15 protein-coding genes are annotated in these 14,968 nt (G+C 71.6%); 9 read left to right on the forward strand and 6 right to left on the reverse strand.

Annotated elements, in window-relative coordinates:
- Positions 1–18: 18 nt before the first annotated feature.
- The 5 genes from ACFY5B_RS04510 (at position 19) to ACFY5B_RS04530 (ending at position 5,661) form a co-directional block, all read left to right on the forward strand.
- Positions 19–1,836: an ABC transporter ATP-binding protein gene (locus ACFY5B_RS04510; RefSeq protein WP_389964385.1), complete on the forward strand. Its 1,818-nt coding sequence runs from the start codon at positions 19–21 to the stop codon at positions 1,834–1,836.
- On the forward strand, positions 1,833–2,474 hold the full coding sequence (locus ACFY5B_RS04515) for a flavoprotein (protein WP_389964388.1): 642 nt from the start codon (positions 1,833–1,835) through the stop codon (positions 2,472–2,474). The genes ACFY5B_RS04510 and ACFY5B_RS04515 overlap by 4 nt, the downstream gene beginning before the upstream one ends.
- Before the next feature lie 20 nt (positions 2,475–2,494).
- The gene (locus tag ACFY5B_RS04520; RefSeq protein WP_389964391.1) at positions 2,495–3,298 is read left to right on the forward strand and encodes a class I SAM-dependent methyltransferase; all 804 of its coding nucleotides are present in this window, start codon (positions 2,495–2,497) and stop codon (positions 3,296–3,298) included.
- Positions 3,299–3,379: 81 nt separating this feature from the next.
- Positions 3,380–4,375, forward strand: a complete 996-nt coding sequence (locus tag ACFY5B_RS04525) for an ABC transporter ATP-binding protein (protein ID WP_389964394.1) — start codon at positions 3,380–3,382, stop codon at positions 4,373–4,375.
- A complete protein-coding gene (locus ACFY5B_RS04530; RefSeq protein ID WP_389964397.1) occupies positions 4,372–5,661 on the forward strand; it encodes an ABC transporter permease in 1,290 nt (429 codons plus the stop codon). Before ACFY5B_RS04525 ends, ACFY5B_RS04530 begins: the two co-directional genes overlap by 4 nt.
- 323 nt (positions 5,662–5,984) lie before the next feature.
- On the opposite strand, the gene ACFY5B_RS04535 is transcribed toward ACFY5B_RS04530, so the two are convergent.
- Complete coding sequence (locus tag ACFY5B_RS04535; protein WP_389964400.1) at positions 5,985–7,334, reverse strand: M16 family metallopeptidase; 1,350 nt, start codon at positions 7,332–7,334, stop codon at positions 5,985–5,987.
- Complete coding sequence (locus ACFY5B_RS04540) at positions 7,331–8,656, reverse strand: M16 family metallopeptidase (protein ID WP_389964403.1); 1,326 nt, start codon at positions 8,654–8,656, stop codon at positions 7,331–7,333. The genes ACFY5B_RS04535 and ACFY5B_RS04540 overlap by 4 nt, the downstream gene beginning before the upstream one ends.
- Before the next feature lie 181 nt (positions 8,657–8,837).
- On the opposite strand from ACFY5B_RS04540, the gene ACFY5B_RS04545 reads away from it, so the two are divergent.
- Positions 8,838–9,017, forward strand: coding sequence for a hypothetical protein (locus ACFY5B_RS04545; protein ID WP_159030605.1), 180 nt, complete (start codon positions 8,838–8,840; stop codon positions 9,015–9,017).
- Between the two features lie 104 nt (positions 9,018–9,121).
- Here ACFY5B_RS04545 and ACFY5B_RS04550 read toward each other — a convergent pair whose 3' ends face one another.
- Positions 9,122–9,589: a hypothetical protein gene (locus tag ACFY5B_RS04550; protein WP_389964406.1), complete on the reverse strand. Its 468-nt coding sequence runs from the start codon at positions 9,587–9,589 to the stop codon at positions 9,122–9,124.
- A complete protein-coding gene (locus ACFY5B_RS04555) occupies positions 9,586–9,858 on the reverse strand; it encodes a helix-turn-helix transcriptional regulator (protein ID WP_097216740.1) in 273 nt (90 codons plus the stop codon). The genes ACFY5B_RS04550 and ACFY5B_RS04555 overlap by 4 nt, the downstream gene beginning before the upstream one ends.
- Positions 9,859–9,953: 95 nt before the next feature.
- Here ACFY5B_RS04555 and ACFY5B_RS04560 point away from each other — a divergent pair, with 95 nt between their 5' ends.
- Genes ACFY5B_RS04560 through ACFY5B_RS04570 form a run of 3 tightly spaced genes read left to right on the forward strand, consistent with a single transcriptional unit; the run spans position 9,954 to position 12,494 of the window.
- Positions 9,954–10,943, forward strand: a complete 990-nt coding sequence (locus ACFY5B_RS04560; protein WP_389964410.1) for an LLM class flavin-dependent oxidoreductase — start codon at positions 9,954–9,956, stop codon at positions 10,941–10,943.
- Positions 10,936–12,120 carry a phosphotransferase family protein gene (locus ACFY5B_RS04565; protein WP_389964413.1) on the forward strand — a complete coding sequence of 395 codons (1,185 nt, stop codon included), beginning with the start codon at positions 10,936–10,938 and terminating at the stop codon, positions 12,118–12,120. Before ACFY5B_RS04560 ends, ACFY5B_RS04565 begins: the two co-directional genes overlap by 8 nt.
- Positions 12,105–12,494, forward strand: a complete 390-nt coding sequence (locus ACFY5B_RS04570; protein WP_389964416.1) for a hypothetical protein — start codon at positions 12,105–12,107, stop codon at positions 12,492–12,494. The genes ACFY5B_RS04565 and ACFY5B_RS04570 overlap by 16 nt, the downstream gene beginning before the upstream one ends.
- Positions 12,495–12,707: 213 nt before the next feature.
- On the opposite strand, the gene ACFY5B_RS04575 is transcribed toward ACFY5B_RS04570, so the two are convergent.
- Positions 12,708–13,400, reverse strand: coding sequence for a GPP34 family phosphoprotein (locus ACFY5B_RS04575; protein ID WP_389964419.1), 693 nt, complete (start codon positions 13,398–13,400; stop codon positions 12,708–12,710).
- Between the two features lie 54 nt (positions 13,401–13,454).
- Positions 13,455–14,957 carry a CoA-acylating methylmalonate-semialdehyde dehydrogenase gene (mmsA, locus tag ACFY5B_RS04580; RefSeq protein ID WP_389964422.1) on the reverse strand — a complete coding sequence of 501 codons (1,503 nt, stop codon included), beginning with the start codon at positions 14,955–14,957 and terminating at the stop codon, positions 13,455–13,457.
- Between the last annotated feature and the right edge of the window lie 11 nt (positions 14,958–14,968).

Here is a 14,968-nt window from a genome sequence, read left to right on the forward strand (position 1 = left end):
TGCAGGAGGTCCCTCACCATGGCCAGAGCACCACGCCCGGACGGCACGGACGAACTGCGTGTCTTCGCACAGCTCCTGAAGGGCCGTAGGGCGACCGTCGCCGCCGCGGTGGTGCTGAGCCTGCTCTCCGCCGCCGCCACCCTCGTCCTCCCCCTTCAGGTGCGCGACCTGGTGATGGCCCTCGCCGGGGACGAACGTCCCGTCGGTCCGCTGCTGACGATGGCGGGCCTCGCGGTGGGCGCCGGGCTCGCGTCGGCGGGGTCCTCCTACCTGCTCGCCCGTGCGGGTGAGGGCCTGGTCTCCGAGGCTCGGTTCCGCATCGCCTCGCACATTCTGACCCTCCCGCTGCGACGGGTTCGGCGGGAGGGGGCCGGCAACCTGGTCGCCCGGGCCACCTCGGACAGCACACAGCTGCGGTCCGTCGTGGACGTCGGCGTGGCGCAGATCCCGTCCTCGCTGTTCCTGGCCGTCGGCACCCTGATCGCCATGGGCCTGCTGGACGGAGTCCTGCTGCTCGTCGTGCTCGCCACGTTCACCATCGCCGGCGTCGGCATCTTCCTGTGCGTACGGTCGATCCGCAGCGGTGTCGAGCGCCAGCAGAACGCCGTCGGCACCATGTCCCAGAACATGACCGCGGCCGTGCTGTCACTGCCCACGGTCAAGGCGTTCCTCGCCGAACGCCAGGTGGCGGCCACACTGGGCCACAGCATCGAGGACGCCCGCACGGCCGCCGTGTCGGTCGCGCGGGTGACCGCCCTGGTCGGACCCACGATGCAGCTCGGCCAGCAGCTGTCGATCGTCGCGGTGATGGTCACCAGCGGCGCCCGGCTCGCCTCCGGCGCCCTGGGCATCGGCGAGTTCGCCGCCTTCATCGTCTACCTGCTGCAACTCGTGGCGCCGCTGACCCTGCTGGTCTCGGGAGTCGCCAGGATGCAGAGTGGCCTGGCGGCGCGCGCCCGCCTGAACAGCGTGCTCACGATCGCCCCGGAGCATCCCGGGGGCCTCTCCCCGGTCGTTCCGTCACCGATCGCACCCGCGGTGGAGTTCGAGTCGGTCACCTACCGGGACAGCGGGCGCACCATCATCCACGAGGCGACGTTCGCGGCCCCGACGCGCGGGCTCACCGCCATCGTCGGGCCGTCGGGGGCAGGAAAGACAACGCTGCTCGGCCTCACCGAACGCTTCCTTCTGCCGGAGTCCGGCCGAATCGCCGTCTGCGGACTGCCTGTCGAGCAGTGGCCCCTGCACCAGTTGCGCGGCGCGATCAGCTACGTCGACCAGAGCTTCACCCTCGTGGAAGGCACGGTACGGCAGAACCTCCTGCTCGGACGGGACGACGCATCGGGTGCCCCGCCGGAGACGGAGCTGTGGCGGGCGCTGGAGGCACTGGCACTGCGCGAGGCCGTGGAAGCGCTGCCGGACGGCCTGGACACCGAACTGGGACGGGCCGAGGATCTGTCCGGCGGTCAGCGGCAGCGGCTTGCGGCCGCGCGCGTCCTGCTGCGGGACTCGCGCGTCGTCCTGTTCGACGAACCGACGTCCCAGCTCGACAGCGAGAACGAGGAACGGCTGCGGACCCTGATGCGCACCCTCGCCGAGGAGCGCGCGGTGCTCGTGATCGCGCACCGTATCTCCACGGTGCAGGACGCCGATCTGATCGTGGTCGTGGACGAGGGACGCACCGTCGACCGGGGCACCCACGAGGAGCTGCTGACGCGCTCCGCGCTGTACCAGGAGCTGGTGCACGGACAGTCGCTGCGCGGCGGCGGTGTCCGGCAGCCGGCCGGCGGCGAGCGGGCGCCGGCCACGCCGGCGGTCGGGGCGGTGGTCCGGTGAGCGGCGCGGCGACCGCGGTCCAGCCGGTGGGGGCGCGGCGCCTGCTGGTGATCGGGACGGGTTCGGTCACCGCCGCGCATCTGCCCTTCTGGGCGAGCTGGCTGAAGATCGGGCACCCCGGGACGGAGGTGCGGTACGTACTGACCGGGGCGGCCGGCAGGTTCGTCACCCGGGAGTCGCTGGCCGCCATCGGCGGCTGTGAGGTGCAGGCGGACCGGTGGCCCGACGAGCCGGAGCCGAGGGCGCGGCATGTGGACCTCGCGGAGTGGCCGGACACGGTCGTCGTCTTCCCGGCGACGCTGAACTACCTGGCCAGGCTTGCTCTGGGGCTGGGCGACTCGCCTTCGCTCCTCGCGCTGCAGTGCACGCGGGCGGCGATCGCGCTGGCGCCCGCGTTGCCGCCCGGTGGCGCGGAGAGCGCGGCGTACGCGGAGCACGCCGCCAAGCTCCGCGCGCGTCACAACGTGGTCGTCGTGACGCCCCACCCCGGCCGCAGCACGACCAGCGGGAGACGCGAGGCGTGGGCGCCCGCGCCGTTTCCCGACGTGCTGTCCGCGGCCGACCGGCTGCGGGCGGCGCTGGAGGAACCGGCCCTCAGCGGCCCCGACGGGCACGAGCCGGAAACCGTATCCACCTGACACCGCACGGAGGCAGCACGATGACCACCGAGACAGACCGGCCGACCGGCGCCGAGGCGACTTCCGGCGGGAGCGCCGCACCGGGCGGGAACAGCAGCGCGTACGGCGAGTCGCTGGCCGACGTCTACGACTCGCTCTATCCCGCCGCCGGCCCCGCCATCGACTCGATGGTCGGCTTCCTCCAGGAGCTGCGCCCCGCCCCGGCCTCTCTGCTCGAACTCGGGGTCGGCACCGGCCGGCTGGCCATCCCGCTGGCCGGGAGCGGCTATCGGGTCCACGGAGTGGACGCGTCCCCCGCGATGCTGGCGAAACTTCACGAGAACGACTCCACCGGCCGTGTCACCACCGCGGTGGGCGACTTCAGCGCGCTGGCCGTCGAGGAGCGTTACGACCTGGTGCTCACCGCGCTCAACACCTTCTTCATGCTGCCCACCCAGGAACAGCAGATCAGTTGCCTGCGCGGCATTCACGACGCGCTCGCGGACGACGGTGTCGCGGTCTTCGAGACCTACAACCCGCAGGTGTACCACCGGCTCACCGAGGCGACGACCCGGGTCGGTCATCTGGCGCCGGACGCGCTGCTGCTCGACACGATCCAGGTGAACCAGTCGCTCCAGTCCGTCCTGGTCGTCCACACGATCATGAGCGCCGGCGGGCTGCGGAAGGTGCCCGAGGTCAGCCGGTACGCCTGGCCTGCGGAATTCGACGTGATGGCCCGGCTCGCGGGACTGCGCGTGATGGACCGCTGGGCGGACTGGGACCGCAGCCCGGTCACGGTTCATTCAGAGAAGCACGTCTACGTGGTAGAGCGGCAGAACGTATGACTACCTTGACGGAGTGATGTGTTAACGCAATACTTCATCGAGTTAGTGCATCACTCTGGTACATCGCTCTGGAGGTACGGCATGACTGCGCCTGTGCTGGAGGTCGACGGCCTGCGCAAGAGGTACGGCAGACGTCAGGCAGTCGCGGACATGGCCTTCGGCATCCACGCCGGTGAGCTGTTCGGCTTCGTGGGGAGCAACGGGGCGGGCAAGACCACCACGATGCGGATGATCCTCGGCGTCCTCACACCCGACGAGGGAGAGGTCCGCTGGCGCGGCCGCCCGGTCGATTTCGCCGCCCGCAGGCAGTTCGGCTACATGCCCGAGGAGCGCGGCCTGTATCCACGGATGAAGGTCGGCGAACACCTGCGGTACCTGGGCGAGTTGCACGGCCTGCCGTCGGCCGCAGCGCGAAGGGCGGCCGACCGGTGGGTCGAGCGGCTGGAGCTCTCCCGATACGCCTCCGAGGAGGTCCAGAACCTCAGCCTCGGCAACCAGCAGCGGGTCCAGCTGGCCGCGGCACTGGTCCACGACCCTCAGGTGCTGGTGCTCGACGAGCCGTTCTCGGGCCTGGATCCGGTGGCGGTGGACGTCATGCACGACGTGCTCGTCGAACGGGCCGCCGACGGGGTGCCCGTCATGTTCTCCAGTCACCAGCTGTCGCTCGTCGAGCGCGTCTGCGACCGGGTCGGCATCGTCTCGGGCGGGCGCCTCATCGCCTGCGGCACGATCGACGAGCTGAGCGAGAACACCGAGCGACGGCTGCTGGTCGACGCCCCGGAGGCGGGCGAGGACTGGGCCGCGGGGCTGCGCGGCGTGTCGGTCGTGAGCCGCGAGGGCTCCCGTACGCGGCTTCGCCTGGCCAAGGGTGCCGACGACCAGCGGGTCCTGCACGCGGCGCTGGCCACCGGGCCGGTCTTCGCCTTCGTGTCCGAACGACCGCCGCTGTCCGACCTGTACCGCGACCTGCTCACCGCAACCGGCGCACACGGGGAGGACACCGGACGGACGTCGGAGACGGACACCACGGCAGGCGTCGCGACGACAGTGAACGGAACCGACGGGGACGAGACATGAACACAGTGGCACCAGCACCGGGCGGCACGCACGGCCCACAGGTCCCGGACGGGGAGCGCACCTCCGCCTCGGGCGGGGGCGCCTCCGGCCCCCGGAACGGCACCGGCGCGCTGCCGGCCCGCCGGGCCGTCGGCCTGGTCGCCCGGCGGGAGATCAACAGCCGGATGCGGACCCGATCCTTCGTCCTGAGCACCCTGGGGCTCCTGCTCGGCCTCGGCGTCTACGCCCTCGTGATCCTCCTCGCCAAGGACGGTCCGGCCAGGGTCGGCGTCGAGCGGGAGGTCGCGGCGATGCGCCCGGTGCTCGCCGCAGTGGCCGAAAAGGCCGGGGGCGACTTCGAGTTCGTCACCGTCGACGGCGACCGTACGGACCGGATGCTGCGCGACGGGGACCTCTCCGCCGTGCTCGGCGGCACCGACGGGCGGCTCACGCTCTCCGTGGAACACGAGGCGGACGAGAACCTGCTCGGCGTCGTGCGCGCCACGATCGCCGAAGAGCGCACCACCCGGGAACTCGAACGCGCCGGCGTGGACCCTGTGGAGTTCAGGGAGCGCGTGGCATCGTCCACGGTGCGGGTCCACGCACTCGAGCCGTCGGAGAACAGCGCGGCCGAGCAGTTCGCGCTGATCGTCTCCTCCACCGGGCTGCTGTACTTCTTCTTCGTCTTCTACGGGATCACCCTGGCGCAGGGCGTGGTGGAGGAGAAGAGCAGCCGCGTGGTGGAGTTGCTCCTCTCCACCATCCGCCCCTGGCAGCTCCTCGCCGGAAAGCTCATCGGTGTCGCGGTGGCCGGCCTGACCCAGCTCCTGCTGCTCGGCGGAGCCGCGGTGGCGCTCGCACAGGGCACCGGCGCCCTCACCCTGCCGAGTGCGGTGGGCGGGTCGCTGGTGACGATGGGCGTCTGGTTCCTGCTGGGCTTCTTCCTCTTCGCAGCCCTGCTGGCCGCAGCCGCCGCCCGGGTCTCCCGGCAGGAGGACCTGCAAGGGGTGGTGCAACCGGTGATGCTGCTCATCACCACGCCGTTCGTGCTGGGCATCGCCCTGTTGAGCAAGGACGCGCACGACCCGTTGATCGAGTGGCTGTCGCTCGTACCGCCGCTCAGCCCGATCCTGATGCCGGCCCGCATGCTGCTGGGCACCGCCCCCGCCTGGCAGGTCGCTCTCTCCCTGGTGCTGGCGGTCGCCGCGCTGGTGGGGATGACCCGCGTCGCCGGGCGTATGTACGCGGGCAGCGTGCTGCGCAGCGGCTCCCGGGTACCGCTCGCCGAGGCGCTGCGGGTGCGTTAGTTCCCCATCCCCGACCGACCCCCTCCTGTTCCCGACCGACCTCCTCCTGTCCCCGCCAACCCTCTCCTGTGCCCCGCCGACCCTGTTGTCCCCCGCCAACCCTCTCCTGTGCCCCGCCGTCCCTGTTGTCCCCCGCCCACCCCCTGCCGAAAAAACCTGAAGGAGCACCTCATGAGCACCGCCCTCTGGATCGCCGTCGGTATCGCCGTTGTCGTCGCCGTCGTCGCGGGAATCAAGAAGAGCCGGGGCTGACCCGCCCGATCGGCTCGCCCCGAGGGGCTGTGCTTCCGAGTGGTCGCTCGGAAGCACAGCCCCTCGGGCCGTCAGAAGCTCAGTTCGCCGGTGGTGCCCCTGCGCAGGGGCACCACCGCCGTCTCGTCGGCGACGACCACCCCGGTGAAACCGGCGGGCCGGAAGAACCGGTGGGCCGCCTCGCCGACCTGGTCGCGGGACACGCCGTCCAGCAGCGGCCCCCAGTCGTGCAACCAGTCGGCACCGACCCCGACATGCAGCAGGTTCGCCAGCCCGGAGGCCAAGGCTGCCGGTGACGACATCGCCGTCGCGGTGGAACCGACCGCGTAACTCCTGGCGGCGTCGATCTCCCGCGCCGAGGGCGGATCGGCGGCCATGCGCTCCAGTTCCTCCCTGATCACCGCGAGAGCCGCGACGGTGTGCTCGGCGGCGGTGTCGGCCTCGACCATCAGCGTCGATGCGCCCGGCACCGACTCCACACCCGAACCGAGCTGATAGGCGTACCCCTTGTCCTCGCGCAGGCGCGTGACCAGCCGCGAGGCGAAGGACCCGCCGAAGACCAACTGGGCCAGGTGCAGGGCCGGGTAGCCGGGGTCCGTTCGGGGCAGGGCGGGGGCGGCCAGCCGTATCACGCTCTGGACGGCCCCGGGCCGGTCCACCTGCCGCAGGGGCCCGCCCGGGAACCACGGCGGCACCTCGGGTACGTCGCCTTCGGGCCCTGGCTTCCACGCTTCGAACAGCTCGGTGACCGAGGCCAGGGTCTCCTCCGGCTGCAGGTCTCCGACCAGCACGAGCACCGCGCCCCTGGCGCCCAGATGCCGCGCGTGCACGCGAGCCAGGTCGTCCCGCGTGCAGGCGGCCACCTGTTCGGGCGTCGGCTGCCAGCGGGCGGCTCTCTCCTCGCCGTACCTCCGCCGCAGCAGTGCGTGCTGTGCGAGCGCCGCCGGCTGGTGGGTGGCCAGCCGTATGCGGCGTGCCAGCCGTTCGCGTTCGGGGGCGACGGCATCCTCGGTCAGCCGGGGCCCGCCGACGGCCTCGGCCAGCAGGGCGAGCACGGCGGGCAGGCCGTCGGCCATGGTGTGACCGGTGACGGTGAGCTTGCGGGCGTCCGCGGAGGCGTCCAGGGTGGCGCCGTGTCCGGCCAGTTCCGCGTCGTGGTCGTCGGCGCTCCGGTGGGCGGTGCCGCGCAGCAGGAGCTCGGCCAGCAGCTGGCAGTGCGCCACCTCCCCGGGTGCCGTGGCGGCGTAGGGGACGGTGAGCCGGATCTCCACCAGGGGGACGACGGGAGCCGAACACACCACGACCCGTAGTCCGTTGCCGAGGGTGAGGTCGGCATCGGGCAGCGGCAGCCGCCCCTGAGCGACACCCGCCTCCGGCCGGCTGCCGTACCCGGGCAGTTCCTTCGCCGCAGCACCGGTCATGCCGTCGCCTCCCGTGCGATGTCCCGCGGCACGGCCTGGCGTCCTGGCACGAAGCGCACGACCGCCCGGTGGGAGGACCTGAGCCGGGCGGCCGCCCGGCTCACCTGTTCACCGGTCACGCCGGCGCGTACGAGCTCGGGCAGCGCGTGGGTCAGCTCCGCCTCGCCGAAGAGCGTCTCGCGCAGGCCGAGCAACTGCGCCCGGGTACCCGGATCACCGAGTTCGCGCATCGCCCCGGCGGCCCAGCGGGCGGTCGTGGCACGCAACCGCCCGGCAGCGAGCTCGTTCGTCGCCAGCGCTTCCAGCGTGCCGTCGAGCGCGTCCAGGACGTGCTCAGCGCCTCGCTCGTGCTCGTGCACGGCGAACAGCGTCAGCAGATCCGGCCCCACCGTGTCCAGTGGCAGCCCGAAGAGACCGCAGCCCACGGAGAGGCTCGACGCCCCCGCGGCCGCGGTCGGACCTCGGCGCAGCAGGGCGTGTCTGCCCTGTCCGAGCAGCGCCGCCAGGACGAGGTGCGCGAGGTAGTCGGCGCGCTCGGTGACCGGGTCCGGCATCCGGTAGCCCACCGCCACAGCGGGTGAACCGGCGTGCGGGTCGACGACCGTCAGCCGCCGCTCCTCCCCCGGCATCGGCTCGTGGGGATCGGGCGATCGCACCGTCGGACGCGCCGGCAGGTCCTCGAAGTGCCGGCGTGCAAGACGTTCCGCCGTGTGGCGGTCGAAGGCACCGGTGACGGTCACCACGGCATTTCCGGGACCGTAATGGTCGGCGAAAAACCTCTCGCACAAAGCAATGTCGAAGGCGGCGAGGTCGACGGTTTCGCCGTACCCGTCCCGCACGTTCTCCGAGCGCCGGTGCAGAGCGCGCGGCAGCGCCCAGGGATGAGTTCCGTAAGGGCGATTGCGGACCATGAGCCGGATCTCCTCGTCGATCACCGCGGTCTGTGTTCGGAGGTTTCGCGCGGAAATACAGGGCGAGCGCATTCGGTCCGCTTCGAGCGCGAGCAGCATTTCCAGTGCGGAGGCGGGTCCGGCGGCGTGATAAACCGTCACGTCCTGGCGGGTCCGGGCGTCGCCGAAACCGCCGGCGCGCTGCACCCGTGGCAGATAACCCTCGGGCTCGGCGCCCCTGCCCCCGCGGAACATGAGGTGCTCGAAGAGATGCGCCAGGCCCGTGCGCCCCTCGGGTTCCGTGCGGAAACCGACGCCGTAGTGCACAGCGACACCGATCGAAGCGCCCACGGGATTCGGCGCCAGCAACACCCGAAGACCATTGTCCAATACCAAGCGATGCAGCTGATCTCGGCTCATCCCGGCGAGCATAGGACCGAGTCAAGTACCGGCTCAACAGGGGACGTTGACCGATTGCGGACAGTGTCCGCATGCGGTCAACTCCGTTGCCATCACGACTCCGTTCGAGGAATGGTTCTGCCACGGCCGGAGAGCGCGGTTGCCGAAATCGCCGATCCGGTCGCCATCAAAATCCGAGAAAACGGGAGTCGACATGAACACCCAGTCCCTCATCAGCGGTTACTCCACCTACGCCGCCGCCGACGAGATCGTCCCGGCCGTGGAGGCCCCGGCCGCCACCATCACGATCACCACGTCGTCGCAGGCGTGCATCTCCGCCGCGTCCGCCGTCTCGGCCGTCTCGGTCGACAACACCTTCGACCACTCCTGCTGAACCGCGTGACCCGCTGAGAAAAAGGGGGCGGGTGCCCACCGCCGCAATCGGTGGGCACCCGCCCTGTCGCACGAGAACCTGATTCCCGCTCCGCGCCGGCCGAATCACTCGTCCTCGTCCTCGTCGGCGTCCTCGACGCCCACGCCGGACATTCCCAGGATGACGGAGGGGACGGCGGACGCGGTGAGCATGAGGCTCGTCAGCAGCGCGGGCATCCGCTCGATCATGTCGGGCTGGTTCTGGAAGACGACCATGAGCAGCACGACGACCATGCCGGCGCCGACCGCGCACTGGTAGCCGATGAAGGAGACCTGGTCGCGCAACCCGCGCTCGCGTTCGTCCAGTCCCACCTGCGGCCGTTCGGCCACTCCGCGGGTCATCGAGCGCAGCACGCCCCAGAGCAGCAGCCAGAGCACGAAGGCCACGAGCCACCACGAGTCGGAGAACGCGTTGCCGTCCGAGATGAGCGACAGCACCATCATGACCGCGCTCAGCACACAGAGGGAGAGCGCCACAGGACGCATGGGGCTGCGCGCCAGATCCGTCGTCCCGTTGACACCTTGCCGACTCACGAGCGGTCCTCCTTGTTGTACAGCTGGGCGGAGAGGGGGGCGAAGGGCTTGCGGTTGAAGATCGCTTCCACCGGAAGCTCGAACACGTCGCTGAGCCGGAACGCCAGGTCGAGACTCGGGAAGTAGTCACCCCGCTCGATGGCACCGATGGTCTGCGGGTGCACCTCCACCAGCTTGGCCAGCGCGACGCGACTGAGGCCACGCTCGGCGCGGAGCACTCTCAGCTGGTTGTAGATCTGCATTCCCTCGCGATGACTCACTGGGCTCATGGAAAAAACGTAGTAGAAACACAACAGTTCGTCAAGGAACAGCAACAGCTCCGGCAGATGTCAGAGCACCAGCGACATAAGGAAGGTGTCCAGCCGTGACCGCCGACAACGTGCTCCCGAGCGTGCTCGTGCCGAACATGCCGGAGACCCCGGACTCCCTGCGGCCCCACACCGAGCTGGTCCGCGACACCGGAGTGCGCCGCCTGTGGACAGGGCAGTCGCTCAAGGTGGAGGCGCACCAGGCGTTCGCGCACCTCGCCGGCGCCGGGCTACGCGTCCCCGTCGGCCTCAGCGTGACCCTGATGCCGCTGCGCCATCCGTACGAGGCCGCCCTCCAGGCCCGCTCGCTCGCCCTGCTGACCGGCCTGCCGGTGGTGGCCGGCTACGGCGTCGGCTCGACGGCGTTCGTCCGCAGCCTCAACGGACGCCCGTACACCAGCCCGCGCACGATGGCCGCGGACTACCTGCGCACCGTTCGGGCCCTGCTCGACGGGGAGATCGTCGACCACGCGGGCGACTACCACAGCCTGCAGGGCCGGTTGATCCCCATGGAGCATCCGCACGTGGAGGTCGGCGTGGGCGTGCTGCGCCCCAACATGGCCCGGACCGCCGGCGGCGTCGCCGACGTCGCCATCACCTGGATGACCCCGCCCGCCTATGTCGCCGAGACCCTGCTGCCCGCCCTGGAGGAAGGGGCCAAGGACAGGGACAGGGACACCCGCTGCCGGGTCGCGACCGTCGTCCATGTCGCGGTGGAGCGCGAGGGCCGGGACCCGCACGTGCTCGCTCACACGGCCACCTCCGGGCACCTCACCATGGAGCACTACACGGACATGCTGCGCCGGGCCGGCGTGCCCGTCGACCCGGCGGACCCGGTGGCCGGTGCCGCCGCCCTGGTGGACAGCGGCACGTACCTGTACGGCTCGGCCGACCACATCGCCGCAGAGCTGGAGAAGTACCGGAACGCCGGCGTCGACGAAGTGATTCTCAACTGCGCCGGAGTGCTGTTCACCGAGGGGCAGTCAGCGGCGTTGCGGGACACCCGGGAGATCATCGAGGCGGTCGGGCGGCGGAACAGTGGCTGAGCCGGTCGATTCCGGGCCGGCGGTGCCCGCGGGGCCGACGGACACGGGACGGCCTCCCGGCACGGAGCCCGTCACCGTACGTGAGTACGGGACCCGCTATCTGCGGATCACCGTGCGCTACCACGGGGACGCGGGATTCAGCTGGCTGCGTGCCCCGGGGCCGGCCCACACCACTTCGCAGCGCCTCCCCCCGGCGGAGGCCCGCACGGCACTGCGCCGCGTCGACCGGGCCGTCGCTACGGCCACGGCAGGGGCCCGCGGCACCGCCGAAGCGCCGCGCGGCGCCCGGCTCGCCCTGGGCGAACGGGCCGTCGGCTCCGCGCGGGACGGGTCGACCCTGCCGGACTCGGGCGTGCTCTACCGCGTGCCCGGCGCCGTCTCGGTGGCACGGCTGCTGCCCTCCGGCGACGAGACCGCCTTCCGGCTCTCGATCGACGCGCTGGCGGATCTGGGCAGGACCCTGCGAAGGCTGCACCAGGAGCCGTGGGACCTCCCCGAGCGGCCGCCCCACCAGGGAGTGCGACGGCTCACGGCCTGGCTCTCCGGAGACGAGGACGCTCCAGGAACGTCCCGGCTGCGCACGCTGGCCCGAGCCCGGCTCGGTCCCTCACTGTGGTCCCGGCTGACGGACTGGGCACGGGCCGCGGACGAGCCCCCCGGAGGCGGCGCGGTCCTGCTGCACGGAGCGCCCAGCACCGGCTGGCTGGTCCCCTCCGCCACCGGTGGCCGCACCGCCCTGCTCACCGGCGAGGAGGTCACCGGGGGCGACCCGGCCCTCGATCTCGGCTGGACCCTCGGCGAGTTGCACGAACTGCGCGCCGCCGCAGCCCGTGGCCTCGGCTCCGCCGGAAAGGGCCCGCGGGTCGACTACCCGGTCGCGGCCCACGCCCTGCTCCGCGGTTACACCGGCGGCGACGGCACCGCCGCCGTCCCGCCGGGCACCGCACGCGCGGCCACCCTCCGTCTGGCCGTCCACATGCGGGACTTCGCGTCGTTCGTCGGCTGGCACGAGGACCTGCGGCACTACTGCGACCTGCTGGCGGAAGCACTCAGTGAGGACGGCACGCCCTGTCTTCGCTGGCCCACGCCACGGTCGTCCGCCGAGGGCGGCCTTTCGGAGCCGCCCCCGGGACATCCGGCACATCAGAAGGGATCGGACCCATGTCACGCACGATGAAATCTCTGGCGGGCGCTGCGCTGCTCGCCCTGGCGGTCTCCGCCCACGGCACGACCGCCCACGCGGCCGAGGGGTGGTCCGTCTCCCACGCGACGGCCACCGCGTCGGGAACGACCCGGTCCGTGGACTCGGGTGGAATATGGCCCGACACCGCCGTCGAGGGAGAACTCCGCAACACCGGCTCCGGGTGCTACACGCTCTGGATCCAGTGGACGGTGGACCTGACCGTGGGGCCGCCGTTCAAGATGGGCACGCAGTGCGGCGCGGGTTCCGTCCCGGTCCGCTTCCAGAAGCCGGGCGGTCTGGGAACGACCTGGCTGAAGATCTGCCGCGACACGCAGCACACCGACTGCAGCCCCCTCCGGTACCTGTGACGGGGCGGGCCGCCGACGGCCGGGCGCCTCACGCAGATCCGCCCGGTATCCGTCCGTGCCCCCTGTAGTCCCCTTCGGCCGAGCACAGGCGGACCTGCCCCGTTGCCACCTTCGGCCGAGCACAGGGGACCGGCCCCTCCTGCCTCTCCCCCCGCGGCAGCGGGGTCTCGACAGCCCCTCCCCGGTGATCCGGGGAGGGGCTGTCCGCTGTCGTCAGCTGCCGGCGACGATCGTCGTCGTCGCCGTCACGGCGACGATCACCGCCAGCGCCTCCTCCGCCGCCCGCACGACCTGGCGCACCGCCGTCGCTGACCACTGGCCGTGGGAGATGGCCTCCATGGCCTCCCGGACCTCACGCGCGTCGGCGTCCGGGAAGGCCAGCCGGTGCAGCTTCGCCCCGTGCAGCAGGGCCACCAGGGACGCCGTACGCTCGTCCGGCGCCGCTCCTCGAAGGACGACCTCGTCGAGCCGCTGCCGTACCGCCGCCTCCGCCGAACCGTCCGCCTCGGGATAGCGGCGCACGGAGAAGAGGCCGAGCACCTTCTTCTTCTCCTCCCGGACCAGACCCTTCTCGATCAGGCCCCGGTTCGCCCAGGCCGCCGCGTCCGCCTTCAGCCGGGTGATCCAGTCCCTGGTCCTGCCCGGCTTGTCCCGGCCGGCGATGTCGGCGAGTGCCGTGTCCAGGGCGGGTTCGCCCAGCGGCGTGGCGTCGACGACCGTCACCTTGTCGTCGGTCACGTCGATCCGGCCGGCCAGCGCCAGCTCCACCAGCAGGGCGGCGGATATCGCCGGCGCCACCTTCGCCGACTCCTTCGCCGCGCCGGACTCGTCGTCCAGCGACAGGAGCAGGAGCTGCTCGCCCAGGGTCGTGGGGGTTTCCGCGGGAGGGTGCATCGGTGTGTGCATGTCCCACAGTCTCCGTGATCGACTCCCGGCCCGGTGAAGAGTGGCCGATACCGGTCAGTGGTTGCGCGGGAAGCCCAGGTCCACGCCCGCCGGGGCGTCGGCCGGGTCCGGCCAGCGGGTGGTGACGACCTTGCCGCGGGTGTAGAAGTGCGTGCCGTCGTTGCCGTAGATGTGGTGGTCGCCGAAGAGCGAGTCCTTCCAGCCGCCGAAGGAGTGGTAGCCGACGGGGACCGGGATCGGGACGTTCACGCCGACCATGCCGGCCTCGACCTCCAGCTGGAAGCGGCGGGCCGCGCCGCCGTCCCGGGTGAAGATCGCGGTGCCGTTGCCGAACGGGGAGGCGTTGATCAGGTCCAGCGCCTCCTCGTAGGTCTCCGTGCGGAGCACGGTCAGGACGGGACCGAAGATCTCGTCCTGGTAGGCCTTGGCGGACGTGGGCACCTTGTCGAGCAGCGAGATGCCGATCCAGTGGCCGTCCTCGAAGCCGTCGACGGTGAAGCCGGTGCCGTCCAGGACGACCTCGCAGCCCTCGGCCGCGGCGCCCTCGACGTAGGAGGCGACCTTGTCGCGGTGGACCTTGGTGATGAGCGGGCCCATCTCGGAGGCGGGGTCGTTCCCCGGGCCGATCTTGATCTTCTCGGCGCGCTCGCGGATCTTCTCCACCAGCTCGTCGCCGATCGAGCCGACGGCGACGACCGCGGAGATGGCCATGCAGCGCTCACCGGCGGAGCCGTAGGCGGCCGAGACGGCGGCGTCGGCGGCCGCGTCGAGGTCGGCGTCGGGCAGGACCAGCATGTGGTTCTTGGCGCCGCCGAGGGCCTGGACGCGCTTGCCGTTCGCGGAGGCCGTGGTGTGGATGTACCGGGCGATCGGGGTCGAACCGACGAAGGAGACGGCCTTGACGTCCGGGTGCTCCAGGAGACGGTCGACGGCCACCTTGTCGCCGTGGACGACGTTGAAGACACCGTCGGGCAGGCCCGCCTCGGCGAGCAGCTCGGCGAGCTTGACGGACGCCGACGGGTCCTTCTCGGACGGCTTCAGCACGAAGGTGTTGCCGCACGCGATGGCGATGGGGAACATCCACATCGGCACCATCGCCGGGAAGTTGAACGGGGTGATGCCCGCGACGACGCCGAGCGGCTGGCGGATCGAGGACACGTCGACGCGGCTGGCGACCTGCGTGGACAGCTCGCCCTTCAGCTGCACGCTGATGCCGCAGGCCAGGTCGACGATCTCCAGGCCGCGCGCGACCTCGCCGAGGGCGTCGGAGTGGACCTTGCCGTGCTCGGCGGTGATCAGCTCGGCGATCGCGTCCCGGTTGGCGTCCAGCAGGGCGCGGAACTTGAACAGGATCGACGTGCGCTGAGCCAGCGAGGACTGGCCCCAGGTCAGGTAGGCCTCCTTGGCGGCGGCGACCGCCGCGTCCACCTCGTCGACCGAGGCGAACGCGACCTTCGTCGTCACCTCGCCGGTCGCCGGATCGGTCACCGGCCCGTGCGTGCCCGAGGCGCCTTCGACGGTCTTGCCGCCGATCCAGTGGTTGACGATCTTCGTCATGGCCGGGAACT

Source organism: Streptomyces sp. NPDC013187 (genome assembly GCF_042899705.1).
In the GTDB taxonomy this organism is placed as follows: domain Bacteria; phylum Actinomycetota; class Actinomycetes; order Streptomycetales; family Streptomycetaceae; genus Streptomyces; species Streptomyces hawaiiensis_A.